The organism is Mycobacterium kansasii ATCC 12478, from assembly GCF_000157895.3.
In the GTDB taxonomy this organism is placed as follows: domain Bacteria; phylum Actinomycetota; class Actinomycetes; order Mycobacteriales; family Mycobacteriaceae; genus Mycobacterium; species Mycobacterium kansasii.
The window spans coordinates 4,715,995-4,735,953 of the sequence record NC_022663.1; the positions used below are offsets into that span (position 1 = coordinate 4,715,995).

Below are 19,959 nucleotides of genomic sequence, written 5' to 3' on the forward strand. Positions count from 1 at the left end.
AAACCGGATGCCGGCCTTATCGCCGGGAAACAACCGTGGCGGCTAACGTCAACCAGGTGGAGGAGATGGGCCCCGACAGCGATGTCGAGGTGAGCCACTACGTTGCCGAGGTCGCCGGGCGACTGCAGCGTCGGCTGGCCGACGTGACGTCGCAGATCCATCGTGCCCTCGAACGGCAGATCCCCGATTTGCGCCGCGAGGCGCGGATCATGGACCTGCTCGGGGCCAGCATCGAAGGCAACGTCGACACGATGCTGCACGCGTTGCAGTACGACATCGCGGTCGAGCACGTCGAGGCGCCTACTGCGGCGCTGGAGTACGCGCGCCGACTGGCGCAGCACGGGGTGCCCGTCAACGCGTTGGTGCGCGCGTATCGGCTGGGTCAGCGCAGGATGAACGAGCTGATCTTCGCCGAACTGCGCGCCACCGAAATCCCGGATTCGATGCGGGTTGCGGTGATCGAGGCGATGAACGCCGCGATCTTCGAATACATCGACTGGATGTCGCAGCAAGTCGTCGCCGTCTACGAAGACGAGCGCGAACGATGGCTGGAAAACCAGAACGCCCTGCGGGGGGTGCGGGTGCGCGAACTCCTGGCCGCAACCAAGAGCATCGATGTCGACGCGGCAACCACGGCGATTCGCTATCCGTTGCGCTGGCACCATGTCGGGCTGATCATGTGGTCCGGGGACCAAGGTTTCGATGTCGACGAACTTCCGCGGCTGCAACGGTTTCTTCGCGGGCTGGGTGAATCCGTCGGCGCGGACGCCAGCCCCTTGTTCGTGGCCGCCGACCGCAGTAGCGGATGGGCCTGGCTGCCTTTTCGGGCCGCCGTCGCCGATGCTGTTTCGAAAGTCCGCCAGTTCGCGCTGTCCCGGCCGGATTCACCGAATGTCGCAATAGGAAACATGGCCGGCGGCGTCGAGGGCTTTCGCCGCACCCACCGGGAGGCGAGCGAGGCCCACGGCGTCGCGATCGCCGGTGATCGCCGCGCAGCGACGGTGGTGGCGGCCGGCGACCCGGGGCTGTCCGTCGTGGCGCGTCTGGGTGGCGACTTGGCCGGTACGCGCGACTGGGTAGCCCGGGTGCTCGGAAACCTGGCGCGGGACAACGACAACGACGAGCGCCTGCGCGAGACGCTGCGCGTGTTCCTGGGTTGCGGCGCCAGCTACAAGATGGCCGCCGCGGAGCTCAACATGCACTTCAACACGGTGAAGTATCGAGTTGGCCGCGCGGTCGCCCGGCGGGGCCGCGACATCGGCGGCGATCGGCTCGACGTGGAACTGGCATTGCTTGCCTGTCACTGGTACGGCGCCGCGGTGCTGCAGCCGAAATAGCCGGGCCGGCCGCCTCAGCCAGCGGCCCGGTCGGAGGCCGGGGCGGTGAGGGCGTGCACCAAGGTGATGATCGCCGGGACGAGCGCCGGGAACAGGGTCAGAGCGAGCATTCCGGCAATGGTCAAGTACGACATAAGTGGCTCACATTTCTTCCGCCGTAGCGCGGAGGTGAAAAAGGTTATTTCACTGCGTGATTCGGTATTGAGCGACCGAATTCGAGATCAGTGTCCGGTCAAGCGCGACGCTGCGCCGCTGACAAACGTAGTGACTGCGCCGCACCGCGGGAATGTCGTCAGCCAACGAAGTTGCGTCACGGCTTTGTCTTCCGGCGACAAAGCGGTCGCGGCCGGTAGGCGTTCAGGGCAGTCGCCGCTGAACCTCGAGGGCCAAACACAACTCGGCGAGATCCGTTGGGCGCGAGAGTAACCGGCCGGTAAGTTCCTCGATGCGGCGCAACCGGTGTCGCACGGTGTTGGGATGGCAAAATATCGTCGCGGCGGCCTGGTTGGCAGATCCGCCGGCGCGCAGCCAAGCCTGGAAAGTGTCGAGCAGGGTGGCGCGCTCCTCGTTCGGCAGCCCATCCAGCCGACCCAGCACCGAAGACCTGATCTTCGCCATGACTTCCGGGGCGCTGACCGCCGCGACCGCCAGCGGGGCGTCGTCAAAGACGGCAACGAGCGAATCGCCCGCCGATTTTCCGGTGACCGCCAGCCGGGCACAGCGCAACGCGTCGCTGGTTTCGGCCAGTTCGTGATACGGCTGGCTGATTCCCACGCGCGCGGTGGCGGATTGCCGCAGCACCTCGACAAGTACGCCGAGTGTCTCGGCTGAATCCCGGCCCCGCAGGTGGACAATGCCGACCTGCAACTCCGGCAACAGCCGCCATGCCGAGCGGACGTCGCGCGCCGAGAGCTTGCTTTCGATGGTGGGCAATCCCAACTTTCCGATCGCCGGCAGCTCTGCTGCCACGACAACATACGGCCCCGAAGTGGGTAGCCGCAGCAGGTCGGCCGCCTCCCAGAGGCTGTGCTTGTCGGTGATCCGCCGTGACAGCAGCGCTTCGACCAGCGCCGAGCGCTCTTCCTCCAACTCCAGAATCTGGGTGGTCAGCTGGTGGCGGTAAGCGCTGGCCATCGCCTGGGTAAAGGTGTCCTGCGCAAGGAATACCCGGGCGGTGGCATCAAGGATCGATTCCGTAGGCATGCCTGAGGCGCGCGCGGCGGCGAGGGTCTGTTCCCAGATGAATCGGAAACCGATGCGGTAAGCGGTCATCACCGCCGGCAGCGGCACACCGGCCAGCGCGCGGATGGTGCCGGTGCGCTCCGCGGGCGAGACGTCCACGTCGGCATCCCCGGCGAGTGCGTCGAAGACGAACGTGAGGTTCGCCACACAGCTTTGGCGTACCTCATCCTTGGTGACCACGGTGCCGTCGCGGTAGGCGTCGATCTCCCGGCACAGCAGATCGGCCATCGCGTTACCTAATTCGGCGGCGCGAGAAAGCATCAGCTTGCCAAGTTGGACGACGTTCGAGTCGGGAGTGGTGTCGTCCCGGGCTCGAACCGGATGTCTTGACGCGCTCATATGTCGAAACCTTATGTCGTGGACCCGCGGATGGGGATGTGCGCGGTCACACCGAACTGACCGTCAGATTGTTTTGCTCAACATTGTGACCCACAGCCTGCCGAGTGACCATAAGAACAACACCCACGAGCACTCCGGAGGCACCTGATGGGCACTCTCAGCGACAATCTCGTTGCATCGAAAAACCGTCACCCCCAACGCATTGCGCTGCGTTTCGATGATCTGCAGTTCACCTTCGGTGAGTTCGACGCCGCCGCGGCCCGGGTGGCGACACTGCTGGAGCGGGCCGGGGTCGAGCCGGGCGATCGGGTGGGCGTGATGTTGCCCAATACCCCGGCATTCGCCATCGCGTTCTACGGGATCATGTATCGCGGCGCGGTGGCGGTTCCGATGAACCCGCTGCTGAAGGCCCGGGAGGTGTCCTACTACCTGTCCAACAGCGGCGCCAAAGCGCTCTTCGCGGCACCCGCCTTCGCCGACGAGGCCATCGCCGGCGCCGCCGAGCTGGGCGCACAGTGCTGGCTCGTCGACGACGCAAGGCTGGCCATGCTGATCGAGGACCTGCCCGCCCAGGAGCGCCCGGTAAGTCGCGGCGACGACGACGTCGCGATCATCCTGCATACGTCCGGCACAACCGGAAAACCCAAGGGCGCCATGCTCACTCACGCAAGCCTGGGTCGCAACGCCGAGGTCAGCGTTCGCACCCTGATCCAGACGGGGCCAGACGATGTGGTGATGGGATGCCTGCCGCTGTTCCACGTCTTCGGTCTCACCTGCGGGCTCAACGCGTCTGTCATCGCCGGCGCGACGTTGACCCTGATTCCGCGGTTCGACCCACGCAAGGCGCTCGAGGTGATCGAGCGCGACGCCGTCACCGTCTTCCAGGGGGTGCCGACGATGTACTCCGCGCTGCTGCGCCTGGCCGCGACGGCCAAACCCGAGGCGACGCGCAGCCTGCGGGTCTGCGTCTCCGGTGGCGCGGCGCTGCCGGTCCAGGTTCTCACCGAATTCGAAACAGCCTTCGGCTGCCCCGTTCTCGAGGGTTACGGACTGTCCGAGAGCTCCCCGGTGGCGGCCTTCAATCATCCGCAGCGACCGCGCAAGGTGGGTTCGATCGGCACACCGATCGAAGGCGTACAGCTGCGGGTCGTTGACCCGAGCGGGGCCGAGGTTGCGCCGGGGGAGGCCGGCGAGATCCAGATCAAGGGCCACAACGTGATGAAGGGCTACTGGAACCTCCCGGAGGCGACCAGGGCCACCATCACACCCGATGGTTGGCTGGCCACCGGGGACGTCGGCCGCGTCGACGAGGACGGCTATTTCTACATCGTCGACCGGACCAAAGACCTGATCATCCGCGGCGGTTACAACGTGTATCCCCGCGAGATCGAGGAAGTGCTCTACGAGCATCCGGCGGTGGCCGAGGCTGCGGTCATCGGCTTCCCGCACGACTCCCTCGGTGAGGAGATCGGCGCCGCGGTCGCGCTCAAACAAGCTGCCGCGGCGGATCCCGACGAATTGCGCGAGTACGTCAAGAGCCGAGTCGCCGCTTACAAATATCCGCGCCTGGTCTGGCTCGTCGACGCGCTGCCCAAGGGCCCCACCGGCAAGGTCCTTAAACGCGAAATCTCCGTTCCCGCAACTGAAAGCACACGATAACCATGGCCGAATCTCCGAAGCCAGCTGCCGCGCCCGACGAGTTGGCGGCACCGCTGGACCTGTTGCTCACCAGCGCCACCCGGCCGTTTGCCAGCCGGATGATGCCCGATGCCACCTGGGCCCGCCTCGGCGCCAACCTTGCCCAACGTCCCGGCGCCGTCGCCGGTCGCACCGCCACGCTTGCCCGTGAGCTTGGCAGCATCGCGGCCGGAAAGTCCCACCGGGCCCCGGGGCGGGCCGACAAGCGCTTCGGTGACGTTGCCTGGCAACAGAATCCGCTGCTGCACCGGGTGATGCAGGCCTATCTTGCCGGTGCCGAGACGGCCGAAGGGTTGCTTGCCGACGCTGAGCTGGATTGGCGCGACCAAGAGAAGATGCAGTTCGTCGTCGACAACCTGGTAGAGGGCCTGGCACCCAGCAACAACCCGCTGATCAGTCCGCTGGGCTGGAAGGCCCTCATCGACACGGGGGGCCTGAGCGCGGTGCGGGGCTTGCGGGCCTTTGTGCGAGACATGCTGTCCAAGCCGCGGGTGCCGTCGATGGTCGAGCCCGATGCCTTCGTGGTGGGCGAGACCGTCGCCATCACCAAGGGAGCGGTGGTCCTGCAAACCTCGATGTTCGAATTGATCCAGTACACCCCGCAGACAGCCAAGGTGCGGAGCATTCCGTTGCTCATGGTGCCGCCGGTGATCAACAAGTTCTACATCATGGACATCGCACCGGGACGCAGCATGATCGAGTACTTCCTGCAGCAGGGCCAACAGGTGTTTGCCATTTCATGGCGTAATCCTCAGGCACGCCACCGGGATTGGGGTTTCGACGCCTACGGCGGGGCGATCGTGGAGGCAATGGACGCGGTTCAGAACATCGCCGGCACCGACAGCGTGCACCTGATGGCCAGTTGTTCGGGCGGCATCATCGCGGCGATGACGGCGGCCCACCTCGCCCATATCGGCGAGGCCGATCGGGTGGCCGGTCTTACTCTGGCCGTCACCGTGCTGGACGAGACTCGCGCCGGCTTCGCCGCCGCGGCCATGAGCGATCGCGCAGCGCAGACGGCTATTCGAGTTTCGGCCAGGAAGGGCTACCTGGACGGGCGTGACATGGCCGAGATGTTTGCCTGGCTGCGACCGACCGACCTGGTGTGGCGGTACTGGGTGAACAACTATGTGCAGGGCCGCAAGCCGGCGGCCTTCGACGTGCTGTTCTGGAACGCCGACACCACCCGGATGGCTGCGGCACTGCATCGCGACATGGTGCTCATGGGGCTGCGCAATGCGCTGGTGACGCCTGGCGCGGTCACCATGCTGGGCAGCCCCGTAGATTTGGCCGACATCACCTCCGACGCGTATGTGATCGGCGGCGTTGCAGACCACATCTCGCCGTGGCAGGCCACCTATCGCAGCGCGCGGCTGCTGGGCAGTAAGGACAATCGTTACGTCCTGTCCACCAGCGGCCACATCGCGGCTCTGGTCAACCCGCCGGGAAATCCCAAGGCGTCGTTCCGAACGGGTCTGGTCGGTGCGGAGAAGCCCGAAGAGTGGCTCGAGTCTGCGCAGCAGTCGGCTGGCTCCTGGTGGCCCGACTACGTGAGCTGGCTCGCCGAGCGCAGCGGCCCGGAGGTCGACGCCCCCAAAGCGCTTGGCGGGCAAGGCCTGCCACCGCTCGGGCCGGCGCCGGGCACCTATGTGAAGGAGCAGTGAGCCATGCCCGGCAGCCACGTCGCGAGCGCGCATGGCGAAGAGCGCTATTTCTACATAGGCGGACAGCGGATCCGAGTCAACCTACGCCAGGGAACCGGTGTGCCGCTGGTGTTGTGCAACGGAATCGGGGCGAGCCTGGAAGTGCTCGATCCGCTGGTGGAGGTGCTCGACTCCACCGTCGTCAGATTCGACGTTCCCGGGACCGGCGGATCACCCACATCCGTTCTGCCCTACGGGTTTCCCTACCTCGCCTGGGTGCTAGGGAGGCTCCTGCGCAAGCTCGACCTGGGTGTGGTGGATGTACTCGGACTGTCCTGGGGAGGCGCCTTGGCGCAGCAATTCGCCTTCCAGAATCCTCGCCGATGCCGTCGGCTGGTGCTGGTCGCGACGGGCACGGGGGTGGTCATGGTTCCCGGCCACCCCCGGATTCTGGCGAAAATGCTCACACCGCGCCGGTTTTCGGACCCCAACTACGCCGCGTCCATCGCCGCCGAACTCTACGGCGGTACCGTCCGCGCCCACGGTGACGACGTGGCGGCACTGTTCGTGCGGCAATTGCGGGCCGGATCGAGGGTCGGCTACCTGCACCAGCTGCTGGCTGGCTCGGTCTGGACCAGCCTGTTCGCGCTACCGGCGGTGCGTCAGGAGACGCTGATCGTGGCGGGCACCGACGATCCGATCATTCCGGTTGCCAACGCCCACATCATGAACACGTTGCTGCCGCATTCGCGGCTGCACCTGCATTCCGGCGGTCATATCGACATCGTGCACAACGCGACCGAACTGGCGCCGGTAATCGAGCAGTTCCTGCGCTGAGCCGGTCGCGCGGTCAAATCCGGGCGCACCCGCGGCGATGCCCGGCGCGGCCGCTCCGGCTCACGGCTGGACGTACCCCGGCGGGTTGACTTCTTCCACCCACAGATCGACGCCGAGATTGGCCCCCGGCACGCAGTTGTATACCGACAAGTCGGTGACGCCCGATTCCACGAGCACGTCCTCGCACAGCACCGAGTTGCCGGTGTATTCACGGGACGGCTTGTTGAGGATGACGTAGGCCGCGTCGGCGTACACGTCGGGCTTACGGGCCCTCGCCATTGCCTCGTCGCCGCCGAGCAGATTCTGCACCGCGGCCGTGGCCACCAGGGTGCGCGGCCACAAGGTGTTCGAGGCGATACCCTCGTCACGCATCTCCTCGGCGATTCCCAGCGCGCACAAGGTCATGCCGAACTTGGCCATCATGTAGGCCGTCGGCTTCAGCCACTTCTTGTCCAGCAACACCGGTGGCGACAGCGTCAGAATGTGCGGGTTCTCCCGGCCCTTCATGTGCGGGATGCACGCTTGCGACACGGCATACGTACCGCGCACCTGGATACCGTTCATCAGGTCGAAGCGCTTCATCGGGACCTCGGTGATGGACCCGAGATTGATGGCCGAAGCGTTGTTGACGCAGATGTCGATGCCGCCGAATTGCTCGACCGTCTTGGCGACCGCGGACTCGACCGAGTCCGGGTCGCGGACGTCGCCGACGATCGGCAGGGCCTGTCCGCCCGCTTCCTCGAGCTCCTTGGCGGCGGTATACACCGTGCCCGGCAGCTTCGGGTGGGGCTCGGCGGTCTTGGCGATCAGGGCGATGTTGGCACCGTCTTGAGCGGCGCGTTTGGCGATCGCCAGGCCGATGCCACGACTGGCGCCAGAGATGAACATGGTCTTGCCGTTAAGGGACATGGCGTCACACTAACGTGACCGGCCAATCCGAATTGCGGGACATCCCGGTGCGGCCAGCACAGGTCGATGAGCGGCCGCGGTCCCGCCACAGGGTGTGCTCGGGCGCGGCTCGGAAATAGTGCGCCTGCTGAAGCCGTTGTTTGATGCGGTCCTTGCGGACGTCCCGGCGATAAGAAGAAATCAATGGACCGAAGCCCATGCTGTCGGTTGCGACCTCTAGATTGGGGGAGGGGAGCCAGGTGTCAACTGCGACGAGCCTGCTGTGTGAGGAGCGGTTGGATCGCTTCCTTGCGAGTCCGGCATCGCCCTTGACGCTGTCCGGTGACACCGCAACCGAAGGGACCGTATTAATCAAGATGGCCGACATCGATGGCGAGACCTGGTCGGAGGTTCCCGGTCCCCAGCCGCATGCCGAGACGGACGAGCAATTGACCGCGCGCTTCGAGCGCGACGCGATTCCTCTGCTCGACCAGCTTTATGGTGGCGCGCTGCGCATGACGCGTAATCCGGCCGACGCCGAAGACTTGCTGCAAGAGACCATGGTGAAGGCCTACGCGGGGTTCCGCTCTTTCCGGGAAGGCACCAACCTCAAGGCGTGGCTGTACCGGATCCTGACCAACACCTACATCAACAGCTACCGCAAGAAACAGCGTCAACCGGCGGAGTATCCGACCGAGGCGATCACCGACTGGCAACTGGCCGCCAACGCCGAGCATTCCTCGAGCGGGCTGCGTTCGGCCGAGGTCGAGGCGCTCGAGGCGTTGCCGGACTCCGAAATCAAAGAGGCGCTGCAGGCATTGCCGGAGGAATTCCGGATGGCGGTCTACTACGCCGACGTCGAGGGTTTTCCCTACAAGGAGATCGCCGAGATCATGGATACCCCGATCGGGACGGTGATGTCGCGACTGCACCGTGGTCGACGTCAGCTGCGGGCTCTGTTGGCTGATGTCGCCAAAGAGCGGGGCTTTGTCCGCGGTGACCAACCCCACGAGGAGGTGTCGTCATGAGCGATGTGCTCAGCTCAAGCGACTCGTGCCCGGACCGCGAGGACTCCCATGGTTATGTTGGCTGTGCCGAGGTGATCGCCGAGGTATGGACCCTGCTTGATGGTGAGTGCACCGCAGAGACTCGCCAAAAGCTACGTGAGCACCTCGAGGCCTGCCCCGGTTGCTTAAAGCACTACGGGCTGGAGGAGCGGATCAAGCTCCTGATAGCAACCAAGTGCAAAGGTGAGAAGGCACCTGAGAGCCTGCATGAGCGGGTACGGCTGGAGATACGCCGGACCACCATAATCCGTCGTAGCGAGTAAGGGATTGCCCGGCTAGGAGTTCGGGCGCTTGCCGTGGTTGGCTTTGCTGTGCTTGCGGTCGCGCTTCTTTCGGCCCCGCTTGGCCATCATCGAACCTCCGTATCGAGTCAGAAGCGGGCAACTCGGGCCCGCGGTTGGGGTCCAGTGTCTCACGCGGTCACCGACGCGGCCGCGATAGCCCGCGCGCCGCAACCCTCGCAGGCCTTATGGTTCGATATACATGAGCTGATCGCAGCCCGATAGATCCAGCAGTCAGCATGGGAAATGGCCGGAACGAGTGGGGTGAAGATGTCCGAGGATGTTCGCGCCGAGATCGTGGCCAGCGTGCTCGAAGTGGTAGTCAGCGAAGGTGACCAAGTCGGCAAGGGTGACGTCGTGGTGCTGCTGGAGTCGATGAAGATGGAGATCCCCGTTCTGGCCGAGGTCGACGGCACCGTCAGCAAGGTGAGTGTGGCCGTGGGCGACGTCATCCAGGCCGGCGATCTCATCGCGGTGATCAGTTAGCCGTTGGACCCATATCCGCGAACCGGGAGCGACTCGGGGGTTCTTGATGTCCACTCTCGGTGATCTACTGGCCGAACACACGGTCCTGCCCGGCAACGCCGTCGACCACCTGCATGCGGTGGTGGGGGAGTGGCAGCTGCTGGCCGACTTGTCGTTTGCCGACTACCTGATGTGGGTGCGCCGCGACGACGGCGTGCTGGTCTGCGTGGCCCAATGCCGGCCGAACACCGCGCCGACGGTGTTGCAGACCGACGCGGTGGGCACCGCCGTCGCCGGCGACAAGCTGCCGCTGGTTGCCGAGACGTTCACGTCAGGCGCCGCCAAATGGCAAGGCGATGCCGAATGCCATTCGGGCGAACTGCCAGGCCCCAACGTTGCGGCCTCCCCGGTGCGGTATGGCGGCCAGGTGGTGGCGGTGCTGACGCAGCATCAAACGGCGGTCGCGGCACAACGAGCGTCCGGTCACCTCGAGACGGCCTACCGGGAGTGCGCTATCGACCTACTGCACATGCTGTCCGAAGGCACATTTCCTGACGTCGGGGACGTGGCTATGTCGCGTTCGACCCCGCGGGCAGGCGACGGCTTCATTCGGTTGAACGTCGACGGTGTCGTCGCGTACGCCAGCCCCAATGCGCTGTCGGCCTACCATCGGATGGGCCTGACCACGGAATTGGAGGGGCACCACCTCGTCGAGGTCACCAGGCCGCTGATATCGGATCCGTTCGAGGCCGAAGAGGTGGCCGAGCATGTGCGCGACCTGCTGACCGGCGGGCCCAGTATGCGGATGGAGGTCGACGCCGGCGGAGCCACGGTGCTGCTGCGGACGTTGCCGCTGATGGTCCACGGCGCCAGCGCCGGTGCCGCCATCCTGATCCGCGACGTCACCGAGGTGAAACGGCGCGACCGGGCCCTGATATCCAAGGACGCGACGATCCGGGAAATCCACCACCGGGTGAAGAACAATCTGCAGACGGTAGCGGCGCTGCTGCGGCTGCAGGCCCGTCGGACCGCCAATGCCGAAGGTCGGGAAGCCCTCATCGAATCGGTGCGTCGGGTGTCGTCGATCGCTTTGGTCCACGACGCGCTGTCGATGTCGGTGGACGAGCAGGTGAATCTCGATGAGGTCATCGACCGGATTCTGCCGATCATGAACGACGTGGCGTCGGTGGACCGGCCGATCCGCATCAACCGGGTAGGTGACCTCGGTGTGCTGGACTCCGACCGCGCGACTGCCCTGATCATGGTGATCACCGAGTTAGTGCAGAATGCGATCGAGCACGCGTTCGACCCTGCTGCTCAAGGTGGGTCTGTGACGATTCGTGCCGAGCGATCGGCGCGTTGGCTCGATGTCGTGGTTCACGACGATGGACGGGGTTTGCCCGAAGGGTTCAACCTGGAGAAGTCCGACAGCCTCGGTTTACAGATTGTGCGGACGCTGGTCTCAGCGGAATTGGACGGTTCCTTGGGTATGCGTGAGGCTCCTGAGCGCGGAACCGACGTGGTGTTGCGGGTGCCGATCGGGCGGCGTGGCCGGTTGATGGTGCAGTGAGCGCACAACAATACGGCCCCGACATTTGCCGGGGCCGCACAGCTGTGCTACCGAGTCGTCAGACTCCGCTACGGGCCTTGGTCCGGGCGTTGCGGCGCTTCAGCGCGCGCCGCTCGTCTTCGCTCATGCCGCCCCAGACGCCCGAGTCCTGGCCGGTGTTCAGGGCCCAGCTGAGGCATTCCGTGGTTACCGGGCACCGATTACAGACCAGTTTCGCGTCAGCGATCTGCGCGAGCGCCGGGCCGCTGTTCCCTACCGGGAAGAACAGCTCCGGATCTTCGTCACGACAGACCGCCTTGTGGCGCCAATCCATTAGTCACTACTCCTCACTAAATGCGCAGCAAGGCGCACGGGCGTATTTCCTGGCTTAACGCGTGCACAAGAAAGGTATCCGTACCCCTACATGTCTCTGCATGCAACCTTTTGATCGTTTCACAGGCTCAACAGATGTCAATAGTGTTACCTAAGCGCGTGGGCTATCTCACTTTGACGTTCTCTTACCAAAGCCCTTACTCATTTGTACTACACTGCCTCCCAATTGCGCCCCACATTTGCGTCCCAAGGCTGTCACAGCTTGGATCACCGCAGGTCAGAGCCATTTTTTGGGGGGCGGGGCTACCACCGCCAACGCGTCGGGAACCGCCCGGAAGGTCATGGTTTGGCGCTCGCCGAGGTAATCTCCGTCGAACTGACAGGCAACTGGAGCCGCGGTGCTGGTGACCCGTACGCAAGCGACGTCATCGTCGGTGATGAGGTGTTTGAACTCGAACTTCGGCCTCTTGGCGAACATCTGCCGGACGATGCGCAGCGTCGGGATCGTCTTCACGGTCGTGAGGGCGAACACGCCCAGGCCAGACTCGAAGGTGCAGCCGGGGTTGGTCCACACCGGCCGGTTGTTTGCGTAGGTCCACGGACTCGAGTTGGACACGAAGACGAAGCTCACCCCGGGAATCGGCTCACCGCCTGGAAGTTCCAGCGTTAGAACGGGTTCGCGATTCCGGTAGCGCAGCACGGCGGGAACCGCGGCACGGATGTAGCGCCAGGCCGTGACTTTGCCACCCTTGCTGCGTTCGGCCTCGACGGCCGCTACAACCTCGGCGTCAACGCCCATTCCGGTGTTGAACACGGCCCACCGCTCACCGCAATCGATCAGCCCGATGCGGCGCCACTGTGGACGCCGGCCGTAGTCGTCGAACAGCTGGATGAGCTGGTTGGTGGCAGCAATCGGGTCACGCGACATCCCCAGCGCTCTGGCCAGGACGTTCGCCGAGCCACCAGGTACCACTGCGACCGCCGGTATGGGGCCCGACGGGGTCGATCCCGGGCGGCCGAGCATGCCGTTGACCACTGCGCTTGCCGTGCCGTCGCCGCCGTGCACGACAACCACGTCCACCCCGGCGGCAACCGCCGCTTGACCGAGTTCGGCCCCGTGACCGGGGTGGTTGGTGTGCTCGACGGTGAGTTGTAGCCGGCTCTTGAGCGCGTGGGCGACCAGGTCGCGGGCGGCCGGTGTGATGGAAGTGGCGGTGGGGTTGACGATCAGCACGGCGCGCATGAGGCATGAGCCTAGGCCGTGCGACGATCCGGGACGGTGGGGCCCGTTGAGGAGCGCGGCAATTGGGCTGCGCCGTGCGACGATCCGGGACGGTGGGGCCCGTTGAGGAGCGCGGCAATTGGGCTGTGCCGTGCGACGATCCGGGACGGTGGGGCCCGTTGAGGAGCGCGGCAATTGGGCTGTGCCGTGCGACGATCCGGGACGGTGGGGCCCGTTGAGGAGCGCGGCAATTGGGCTGCGCCGTGCGACGATCCGGGACGGTGGGGCCCGTTGAGGAGCGCGGCAATTGGGCTGCGCCGTGCGACGATGCGGGACGGTGGGGCCCGTTGAGGAGCGCGGCGCCGGGGGCGTCGACTGTGCGCTGAGGGCGTCGACTGTGCTGTCAGGGCGGGGCTGATCGCGGGAGTCTCGCCCTACATCCACACTCGAAACCGTCAGCACACACTCGATACGGCGACATGGTTCTTTAGCGGGCGTCCACGGGCTGTGCTCGAGAACATCATTGACCAGCAGCATTTGCGCGGTTGTCGCTGAAAGGTGGGCAAATTGTGTGCGTGCCGGCCAAGTTACTCGCGTGACAACTGCGACCAGTGTGACGTGATTGGCAGGTCGCGGTCCGGCTCTGTAGGGCCGGCACACCGCCCGCCAACATTCCTGTGACTACGCTGGTGCGGTGACTTTTCGTGCCCCGACTACCGTGCGCGGCGCCGGACTGATCGTCGTGGTACAGGGCACAGCGGCCTTGGTGACGGCCGCAGTGTTGGTGGTGCGCGGCCTTGCCGGGGCCGATCAACACGTGGTCAACGGGCTCGGAACCGCGGTCTGGTTCGTGCTGATTGGTGGCGGGGTGCTGGCCGGCGGCAGCGCTCTGGTGCTCGGCAAACGCTGGGGCCGCGGCGTGGCCGTGTTCACCCAGCTATTGCTGCTGCCGGTGGCGTGGTATCTGAGCGTCGGCTCGCGGCAACCGGCGTTCGGGATCCCGCTAGCGATCGTGGCGCTGACCATTCTGGTACTGCTCTTCAGCCCTCCGACGCTGCGCTGGGTGGCCGGCAGCGATCACCGCGGTCCGGCCAACGCAACCAAGCCCGGCCCGGACAGCCGATAGGTGGTCCACTCGCGCTGCGGCTGTCCACCGATCCCGTCGTAGAGGGCTAGGGCATCGGAATTCCAGTTCAGCACGGCCCAGGACAACCGCGTGTAGCCGTTGTCGAGGCACTCACCGGCCAATGTGGCCAGCAGCCTGCTGGCCAGGCCACGGCGGCGAAAGCTCGGCCGCACATAGAGATCTTCCAAAAAGATGCCGGCGACACCGTCCCAGGTGGAGAAGTTCAGAAACCACAACGCCATCGCGGCGATCTGACCGTCGCTGTCGACGACGTGTCCTCGAACCGTCGGGTACGGGCCGAAAAGCGCTGTGTACATTTGCTTTGCGGTGACGGTGCATTGATCGGCGGCGCGCTCGAATTCCGCGAGATCGTGAACCATGGCCACGATATCGGCGATGTCGCCCGGTATGGCGCGGCGGATGTTCTCGGTCACTGCTGCACTCCCAATGCGGTCAGCATCGTCGTGAATTTAGTTGTGGTTTCTGCAACTTCGTCATCAGGATCGGACTCGGCGACGATTCCACCGCCGGCGTGGGCGATCGCGCTACGACGGTCGGCTGACAGCTGAGCGCAGCGGATGGACACCACCCAACGGCCGTCACCGCGCGCATCGCACCAACCTACGGTGCCCGCGTAGAAGCCGCGGTCGCCTTCCAGCGCAGCGATGAGCTCGCCGGCGGCGCTTGTCGGCACTCCGCCGACAGCGGGCGTGGGATGTAGCGCCAGCGCTAAATCGATTGCGGTAGTGGCGGTGTCGCGCAGGTGACCGGTGATTGGCGTGCACAGGTGCCAGACCGCTGCGGTGCGGGTCAGTTGAGGCTCGGATGCGATTTCCAGGTGGTCGCAGAGGGGTTCCAGGGCCGCGTACATCGTGTCGATAACCAACTGATGCTCGTACCGGTTCTTGGCCGAGCCGGCCAGCGCAGCTGCATTGGCGGCGTCGATTTCGGGGTCGGCAGCACGGGGGGCTGACCCGGCGAACGGCTGGCAGGTGACCCGGTCACCGGATCGCGCGACCAGCAGTTCCGGGCTGGCACCGACCAGGGCCGCTCCCAGATAATCGTCGCCGGCAGCGCTCAGGTCGACGAGATAGCCGTAGGACGCCGGGTCGGCCGCGACCAACCTGCGCAGGATGACGCGGGCGTCCAGCGGAGCGTCGGCGGTAAGCCGCAGTGCCCGGGCCAGGACCACCTTGCGCAGCGGATTATCAAGTACGGCAAGCTGATCCCGCGCATAGCTGATTCGGGCGCGATGCTCGGCGAGCGGCGGAATTGCGGCGCTGATGTGAACCGGCGACAGCGGGCCGGTTGGCCAGCCGGGCAGCGCTTCAAGGCGCTGAACGCTCGTCGGCACCATCAACGCGGCCGGTTCGCTGACGTCGAAAGGCAACGCGCCCACGATCATCGGCACAGAACCGGAGCGCAGCGCCGCTTGCGCCGCCCGGATGTCGCGGTAGCGTGCCCGCACCCCGTGGGCGACCAGAGTTCGTCCGGGCCCGCACAGCGCGAAGGGCGGCTCGATGGGGCTCAATTGCCGGGATACCCCTTCACTCCGAGCGCGCAGAGCTGGCGTATCCCGTGTTCGAACCCGCAGATGCTGACCGAGGCGGTGTGCATGTAGAAGCGGGTGCCCTCGACGAGCGGTAGCTCGACCCAGCGGGTGATCACCGCCCGCGAAAAGTGGCTGTGGCCGACGAACACGACGTCGCGTGACGCCAGGTGTTCCAGTGCCAGCGCGACGGCACGGTCAGCGCGCTCGCTGACCTGCGCGACGCTTTCACCGTCGGGGCATCCGTGCGTCCACACCAGCCAGTCTGGTTCGACCTCGCGGATCTGGGCGGTCGTCAGCCCCTCGTAGGCGCCATAGTCCCATTCGGCGATCAGTGGAGATATCTCGTCGACCGTCAGCCCGGCCAACTCGGCGGTGGTCAGGGCCCGTTTACGTGGGCTACTGATCACCAGTGGGTTGTCGAGATCGAGTTCGCCCAGAGCCTTTCCGGCCAGCTCGGCCTGCATCCGGCCGGCTTCGGTCAGCTCGATATCGGTTCGGCCGGTGTGCTGGCCCGAATTCGACCACTCCGTGTCGCCGTGGCGGACCAGCAGCAGCCGGTGTTCGTGTATGCCCATGCCGACCGATTGTGCCGGACGACATGCCGGACCCGTCGCCCCTACCAGACTGCCGGGCACGTGCCAGGATGGCACTGTGACAGAGACCCGGGTACTGGCGGTGGCCAACCAGAAGGGCGGGGTGGCCAAGACGACGACGGTCGCCTCGCTCGGCGCGGCGATGGTGGACAAGGGACGGCGGGTGCTACTCGTCGACCTGGATCCGCAGGGTTGCTTGACGTTCTCGCTTGGCCAGGACCCCGACAAGCTACCCGTGTCCGTGCACGAGGTGCTGCTCGGGGAAGTGGAGCCGAACACCGCGCTGGTGACCACCATGGAGGGAATGGCGCTGCTGCCGGCCAACATCGACTTGGCCGGCGCCGAAGCGATGTTGTTGATGCGTGCCGGCCGGGAGTATGCGCTCAAGCGGGCGCTGGCCAAACTCTCCGACCAGTTCGACGTGGTCATCGTCGACTGTCCGCCGTCATTGGGGGTGCTCACGCTCAACGGACTCACGGCCGCCGACGAAGTCATTGTTCCGTTGCAGTGCGAGACGCTGGCCCACCGCGGTGTTGGACAGCTCCTGCGCACCGTCGCTGACGTTCAGCAGATCACCAACCCGAATCTGCGGTTGCTGGGGGCCCTACCTACCCTCTATGACTCCCGAACCACCCATACCCGCGACGTACTGCTCGATGTCGCCGATCGCTACGGCCTGCCGGTGCTGGCCCCGCCGATTCCGCGAACGGTGCGTTTCGCAGAGGCCAGCGCATCGGGCTCGTCGGTCATGGCCGGGCGCAAGAACAAGGGGGCGGTGGCCTATCGCGACCTGGCCCAGGCGCTACTGAAGCACTGGAAGTCGGGCAAGCCGCTGCCCACATTCGCCGTGGAGCTTTAGATTTAGCCGCGCGACCAGACACCGAATCGCATCCAAACAGCCGGCACTGTGCGATTGTTCGTCTGCTCGCCGATGGCCGCGGGCGCCGGGTTCAGCCCAATGCCACCACGGAGTCGCCACGCTGCTCGATCACCCTGGATCCCACCACGACGGGGATCACGGCTGAGCCGCTCGGCGGACGGTCCACCGGGATGTAACGGTTGTTGGCGCCGCTGACCGGATCGTAGACACCGATCGCGCCGGTGACCGGCACGATCAGCTGACCGGCCATCATCACCCCGGGTCCTACCGGCGCCGCCGTCTCGCCGGCGGCGATGGTGTAGCGCTGGGTCAGTTTGCCACTGTCGAAAACCAGCAGTGCATCGCCGGTCCACCAAGTCACCAGGCTGCCGCTCTGCGATACCGTGGCCTCAGGTGATGGCGGTTTGGGCAGCAGTGTGCTCGCCACGGTAGTCCCCGTCTCGTCGATCACGTCGACTCGTGGCTGCGCGCCGGATTCACCGGGCAAGTACACCGCGGTGTTGTTCTGCGAGACGGTCAGTACCCGAGCGCCCGATCCCGGCCGAATCCCGGGTTCCGGCACGATCCGCTGTTCCGGCTCGTCCTCCTCCTTGCCCGGGCGTAGCAGGACCAGCCGCACATCGGCCTGGTTGGCGCAAGCCTCGAGAACTGCCACCGATGACGAACTGGCCGCGGCCGATTCCAGCGTGCACCCCGAGTGCAGACCCCGATTTGACGGTTTCACCCGGGCATCGGTCTCCCCATACGACAGCATCCGGACCATGTCGGATCGCCACAGCTCGAGGCGGGTTCTGCCGGCCGACAACACCGTCGTGCCGTCGGAGGATAGGCGTACCCGCGGGTCGGCGTAGCTGCTGCGGGCGGGTCCGCGGCGTCCGGTCGACCCGTCGATAGTGCTGACCTGACCGCAACCGCGGTCATCGCGATAGACGGCGACGGCATAGCGGTAGACCCAGGTCACCCCACACAGGTCGGTGTCGCGGGCGTAGCTCCAGAGCGTCTCACCGGTGGCCGGATCTCGCCCGTCCACGTGGCGTCCGTCGCCGGTGACGACGGTCCCGCCGACCGCGACGGGTACGCGGCTGGCGGGGCTGGGCGCGCTCCAGAGCTGCTTCAGTGTGCTCGGAACTTCCCGGGCCGGCGTGGGGTTGGGCGCCGGAGTCGCGGCCGGCCGGCTGATAGTGGCCCGGGCGTCGCTGGTCCACCAGATCAGTGCCGCAACCACGGCGACGACCACGACGATGGCCGCGGCGGCCAGGATATCGCCCCGGGTACGCCGCTCCGGTTTGACCATGCTCGAGCGTCGGCCTCAGTTGGCCGAGGCGGTGGCGCTGTCCGGGACGCAGGCGGGCTTGCGGCGTCGACGCCGGCGCCGGGTGTTCCCGGCGTTCGACGAAGGGGAGCTCGACCCGGAAGCGGACCCGGGCTCTGCAGCGGCCTCATTCGCGGGGCCGGGGGCGGGATGCCCGGTGACCGGTTTGCCGCCGCGGGTGCGCTGTCGACGCCTCGCGCCGGAGCGAGCGGTTACCGATTGCTGGCCCTCCTGATCCGTGGCACGGCGCTTGGGCTGCGACGCGCGTGGGGGACCGACGGCCGCGGCGGCCTCGGCCGGGATGGACAGCTCGGCGTACAGGTGCGGTGAGTTGGAGTAGGTTTCGGCGGGGTCGGGGGAGCCCAGGCCCAGTGCCGTGTCGATCGTCGTCCAGCGGTCCAGCTCGTCCCAGTCCACCAGGGTGACCGCGACGCCGGTGCGTCCGGCCCGGCCGGTGCGCCCGATGCGGTGGACGTACATCTTTTCGTCCTCGGGGCACTGGTAGTTGATGACATGGGTGACGTCGTCGATGTCGATGCCGCGCGCGGCCACGTCGGTGGCGACAAGCACGTTGACGTCGCCGCCGCGGAAGGCCTTGAGCGCCTTTTCACGCGCTATCTGCCCAAGATCGCCGTGCACGGCGCCGACCGCGAAGCCGCGCTCCTTCAGCTCGTCGGCAACCTTCTGCGCGGTGCGCTTGGTGCGGGTGAAGATCATCGTCGCGCCCCGGTCGCGGGCCTGCAGGATCCGGCTGACCAGCTCCACCTTGTCCAGGGCGTGGGCGCGGTAGACGAACTGCTCGGTGGTGTCGTGCACGGCCAGGGAGTGCGGTGCCTCGGCCCGGATATGGGTCGGCTGCACCATGAAAGTGCGGGCCAGGGTGATGATCGGGTCCGGCATGGTGGCGGAAAACAGCATCGATTGCCGCTCGGCGGGGATTTGTCGCAGAATGCGCTCGATGTCGGGTAGAAAGCCCAGATCCAACATCTCGTCGGCCTCGTCGAGCACCAGCACCGACAGGCCGCCCAGCTGCAGATGGCCCTGCTGGGACAGGTCCAGCAGCCGGCCCGGGGTGCCCACGACGACGTCGGCGCCGGCGCGCAGCGCCTCGACCTGGGGCTCGTAGGCCCGCCCTCCGTAAATGGAGACCACCGACAAGCGACGCGTTTCCTCGGCGGTGAGGTACTTGGCCGCGGTGGCCAGGTCATCGGTGACCTGCAGGCACAACTCGCGGGTGGGCACCACCACCAAGGCCCGGGGGGTACCGGTGAGCGGGCGCGCGGCGGTGTCGGAGGTTATGCGCTGCAACAGCGGCACGCCGAACGCGAAAGTCTTGCCCATGCCCGTTCGGGCTTGGCCGATCACGTCTTCGCCGGCCAGCGCCAAGGGCAGGGTGAGTTCTTGGATAGCAAAGGGATGCTCAATGCCCTTTTCCCGCAGCGCGCGCACAATTTCGTCGCGGACTCCGAGTTGGGCAAAGCTGAGTTCGGTTGTGCCTTTAAGTGCAGTCATTAGGGGGGTGAAGAGCCTTTCGGTGACGAGTATCGGTCTGATGTCGGTACTTCTTTGTCGCGGTTCGTCGCGCGCACGAGTTC

At 66.0% G+C, this 19,959-nt stretch carries 20 protein-coding genes; 10 read left to right on the top strand and 10 right to left on the bottom strand.

The genetic code is table 11. The features are described from left to right. Positions 1–65: 65 nt before the first annotated feature. On the top strand, positions 66–1,337 hold the full coding sequence (locus MKAN_RS20580) for a PucR family transcriptional regulator (RefSeq protein WP_042313869.1): 1,272 nt from the start codon (positions 66–68) through the stop codon (positions 1,335–1,337). A gap of 357 nt (positions 1,338–1,694) precedes the next feature. Here MKAN_RS20580 and MKAN_RS20585 read toward each other — a convergent pair whose 3' ends face one another. Beyond that, positions 1,695–2,918: a PucR family transcriptional regulator gene (locus MKAN_RS20585; RefSeq protein WP_023371680.1), complete on the bottom strand. Its 1,224-nt coding sequence runs from the start codon at positions 2,916–2,918 to the stop codon at positions 1,695–1,697. Positions 2,919–3,065: 147 nt separating this feature from the next. On the opposite strand from MKAN_RS20585, the gene MKAN_RS20590 reads away from it, so the two are divergent. Genes MKAN_RS20590 through MKAN_RS20600 form a run of 3 tightly spaced genes read left to right on the top strand, consistent with a single transcriptional unit; the run spans position 3,066 to position 7,096 of the window. Then, positions 3,066–4,577 (top strand): long-chain-fatty-acid--CoA ligase, encoded by a 1,512-nt coding sequence (locus tag MKAN_RS20590; RefSeq protein WP_023371682.1) that lies wholly within the window; start codon positions 3,066–3,068, stop codon positions 4,575–4,577. A gap of 2 nt (positions 4,578–4,579) precedes the next feature. Further along, positions 4,580–6,280 (top strand): PHA/PHB synthase family protein, encoded by a 1,701-nt coding sequence (locus MKAN_RS20595; protein ID WP_023371684.1) that lies wholly within the window; start codon positions 4,580–4,582, stop codon positions 6,278–6,280. Positions 6,281–6,283: 3 nt separating this feature from the next. Then, positions 6,284–7,096, top strand: a complete 813-nt coding sequence (locus MKAN_RS20600; protein ID WP_023371686.1) for an alpha/beta fold hydrolase — start codon at positions 6,284–6,286, stop codon at positions 7,094–7,096. Between the two features lie 60 nt (positions 7,097–7,156). On the opposite strand, the gene MKAN_RS20605 is transcribed toward MKAN_RS20600, so the two are convergent. Then, positions 7,157–8,005 (bottom strand): SDR family oxidoreductase, encoded by an 849-nt coding sequence (locus tag MKAN_RS20605; protein WP_023371688.1) that lies wholly within the window; start codon positions 8,003–8,005, stop codon positions 7,157–7,159. A 356-nt stretch (positions 8,006–8,361) separates the two neighbouring features. Between MKAN_RS20605 and MKAN_RS20615 the strand changes: the two genes are divergently transcribed. Together MKAN_RS20615 and rsrA are read left to right on the top strand one after the other, a co-directional pair. Continuing rightward, entirely contained in the window at positions 8,362–9,012 is a 651-nt protein-coding gene (locus MKAN_RS20615; RefSeq protein ID WP_160937730.1) for a sigma-70 family RNA polymerase sigma factor, read from the top strand. After that, the gene (rsrA, locus tag MKAN_RS20620; protein WP_023371694.1) at positions 9,009–9,314 is read left to right on the top strand and encodes a mycothiol system anti-sigma-R factor; all 306 of its coding nucleotides are present in this window, start codon (positions 9,009–9,011) and stop codon (positions 9,312–9,314) included. Before MKAN_RS20615 ends, rsrA begins: the two co-directional genes overlap by 4 nt. A 12-nt stretch (positions 9,315–9,326) precedes the next feature. Here the strand turns inward: rsrA and MKAN_RS33095 are convergent, their stop codons facing one another. Then, on the bottom strand, positions 9,327–9,401 hold the full coding sequence (locus tag MKAN_RS33095) for a 50S ribosomal protein bL37 (protein ID WP_085976515.1): 75 nt from the start codon (positions 9,399–9,401) through the stop codon (positions 9,327–9,329). A gap of 201 nt (positions 9,402–9,602) precedes the next feature. On the opposite strand from MKAN_RS33095, the gene MKAN_RS20625 reads away from it, so the two are divergent. Beyond that, positions 9,603–9,818, top strand: a complete 216-nt coding sequence (locus MKAN_RS20625; RefSeq protein WP_036391739.1) for a biotin/lipoyl-binding carrier protein — start codon at positions 9,603–9,605, stop codon at positions 9,816–9,818. Positions 9,819–9,864: 46 nt separating this feature from the next. Next, entirely contained in the window at positions 9,865–11,367 is a 1,503-nt protein-coding gene (locus MKAN_RS20630) for a sensor histidine kinase (RefSeq protein WP_023371698.1), read from the top strand. A gap of 58 nt (positions 11,368–11,425) precedes the next feature. Here MKAN_RS20630 and whiB1 read toward each other — a convergent pair whose 3' ends face one another. Then, positions 11,426–11,680 (bottom strand): transcriptional regulator WhiB1, encoded by a 255-nt coding sequence (gene whiB1, locus MKAN_RS20635; RefSeq protein ID WP_023371700.1) that lies wholly within the window; start codon positions 11,678–11,680, stop codon positions 11,426–11,428. 276 nt (positions 11,681–11,956) lie between these two features. Beyond that, on the bottom strand, positions 11,957–12,922 hold the full coding sequence (locus MKAN_RS20640; RefSeq protein WP_023371702.1) for a diacylglycerol/lipid kinase family protein: 966 nt from the start codon (positions 12,920–12,922) through the stop codon (positions 11,957–11,959). A 673-nt stretch (positions 12,923–13,595) separates the two neighbouring features. Here MKAN_RS20640 and MKAN_RS20645 point away from each other — a divergent pair. Further along, the gene (locus MKAN_RS20645) at positions 13,596–14,027 is read left to right on the top strand and encodes a hypothetical protein (protein ID WP_023371704.1); all 432 of its coding nucleotides are present in this window, start codon (positions 13,596–13,598) and stop codon (positions 14,025–14,027) included. On the opposite strand, the gene MKAN_RS20650 is transcribed toward MKAN_RS20645, so the two are convergent. From MKAN_RS20650 to MKAN_RS20660, 3 genes are read right to left on the bottom strand one after another with little or no spacing between them, the layout of a single operon-like run. After that, a complete protein-coding gene (locus MKAN_RS20650; protein ID WP_023371706.1) occupies positions 13,979–14,461 on the bottom strand; it encodes a GNAT family N-acetyltransferase in 483 nt (160 codons plus the stop codon). The genes MKAN_RS20645 and MKAN_RS20650 overlap by 49 nt on opposite strands. Further along, the gene (locus tag MKAN_RS20655) at positions 14,458–15,558 is read right to left on the bottom strand and encodes an isochorismate synthase (RefSeq protein WP_036391167.1); all 1,101 of its coding nucleotides are present in this window, start codon (positions 15,556–15,558) and stop codon (positions 14,458–14,460) included. Before MKAN_RS20655 ends, MKAN_RS20650 begins: the two co-directional genes overlap by 4 nt. Continuing rightward, the gene (locus MKAN_RS20660) at positions 15,555–16,154 is read right to left on the bottom strand and encodes an acid phosphatase (RefSeq protein WP_023371710.1); all 600 of its coding nucleotides are present in this window, start codon (positions 16,152–16,154) and stop codon (positions 15,555–15,557) included. Before MKAN_RS20660 ends, MKAN_RS20655 begins: the two co-directional genes overlap by 4 nt. A gap of 76 nt (positions 16,155–16,230) precedes the next feature. On the opposite strand from MKAN_RS20660, the gene MKAN_RS20665 reads away from it, so the two are divergent. Then, positions 16,231–17,031 carry a ParA family protein gene (locus MKAN_RS20665; protein WP_023371712.1) on the top strand — a complete coding sequence of 267 codons (801 nt, stop codon included), beginning with the start codon at positions 16,231–16,233 and terminating at the stop codon, positions 17,029–17,031. Positions 17,032–17,122: 91 nt separating this feature from the next. Here the strand turns inward: MKAN_RS20665 and MKAN_RS20670 are convergent, their stop codons facing one another. Together MKAN_RS20670 and MKAN_RS20675 are read right to left on the bottom strand one after the other, a co-directional pair. Next, positions 17,123–18,346, bottom strand: coding sequence for an Rv3212 family protein (locus tag MKAN_RS20670; protein WP_023371715.1), 1,224 nt, complete (start codon positions 18,344–18,346; stop codon positions 17,123–17,125). A 15-nt stretch (positions 18,347–18,361) separates the two neighbouring features. Further along, complete coding sequence (locus tag MKAN_RS20675) at positions 18,362–19,876, bottom strand: DEAD/DEAH box helicase (protein ID WP_023371718.1); 1,515 nt, start codon at positions 19,874–19,876, stop codon at positions 18,362–18,364. Between the last annotated feature and the right edge of the window lie 83 nt (positions 19,877–19,959).

Excerpts from the sequence above, each read along its gene's own strand:
- whiB1 (WP_023371700.1), bottom strand. The coding sequence starts at position 11,680 with ATGGATTGGCGCCACAAGGCGGTCTGTCGTGACGAAGATCCGGAGCTG.
- rsrA (WP_023371694.1), top strand. The coding sequence starts at position 9,009 with ATGAGCGATGTGCTCAGCTCAAGCGACTCGTGCCCGGACCGCGAGGAC.
- MKAN_RS20640 (WP_023371702.1), bottom strand. The coding sequence starts at position 12,922 with ATGCGCGCCGTGCTGATCGTCAACCCCACCGCCACTTCCATCACACCG.
- MKAN_RS20625 (WP_036391739.1), top strand. The coding sequence starts at position 9,603 with ATGTCCGAGGATGTTCGCGCCGAGATCGTGGCCAGCGTGCTCGAAGTG.
- MKAN_RS20585 (WP_023371680.1), bottom strand. The coding sequence starts at position 2,918 with ATGAGCGCGTCAAGACATCCGGTTCGAGCCCGGGACGACACCACTCCC.
- MKAN_RS20595 (WP_023371684.1), top strand. The coding sequence starts at position 4,580 with ATGGCCGAATCTCCGAAGCCAGCTGCCGCGCCCGACGAGTTGGCGGCA.
- MKAN_RS20590 (WP_023371682.1), top strand. The coding sequence starts at position 3,066 with ATGGGCACTCTCAGCGACAATCTCGTTGCATCGAAAAACCGTCACCCC.
- MKAN_RS20675 (WP_023371718.1), bottom strand. The coding sequence starts at position 19,876 with ATGACTGCACTTAAAGGCACAACCGAACTCAGCTTTGCCCAACTCGGA.
- MKAN_RS20605 (WP_023371688.1), bottom strand. The coding sequence starts at position 8,005 with ATGTCCCTTAACGGCAAGACCATGTTCATCTCTGGCGCCAGTCGTGGC.
- MKAN_RS20630 (WP_023371698.1), top strand. The coding sequence starts at position 9,865 with ATGTCCACTCTCGGTGATCTACTGGCCGAACACACGGTCCTGCCCGGC.
- MKAN_RS20670 (WP_023371715.1), bottom strand. The coding sequence starts at position 18,346 with ATGGTCAAACCGGAGCGGCGTACCCGGGGCGATATCCTGGCCGCCGCG.
- MKAN_RS20615 (WP_160937730.1), top strand. The coding sequence starts at position 8,362 with ATGGCCGACATCGATGGCGAGACCTGGTCGGAGGTTCCCGGTCCCCAG.
- MKAN_RS20660 (WP_023371710.1), bottom strand. The coding sequence starts at position 16,154 with ATGGGCATACACGAACACCGGCTGCTGCTGGTCCGCCACGGCGACACG.
- MKAN_RS20580 (WP_042313869.1), top strand. The coding sequence starts at position 66 with ATGGGCCCCGACAGCGATGTCGAGGTGAGCCACTACGTTGCCGAGGTC.
- MKAN_RS20600 (WP_023371686.1), top strand. The coding sequence starts at position 6,284 with ATGCCCGGCAGCCACGTCGCGAGCGCGCATGGCGAAGAGCGCTATTTC.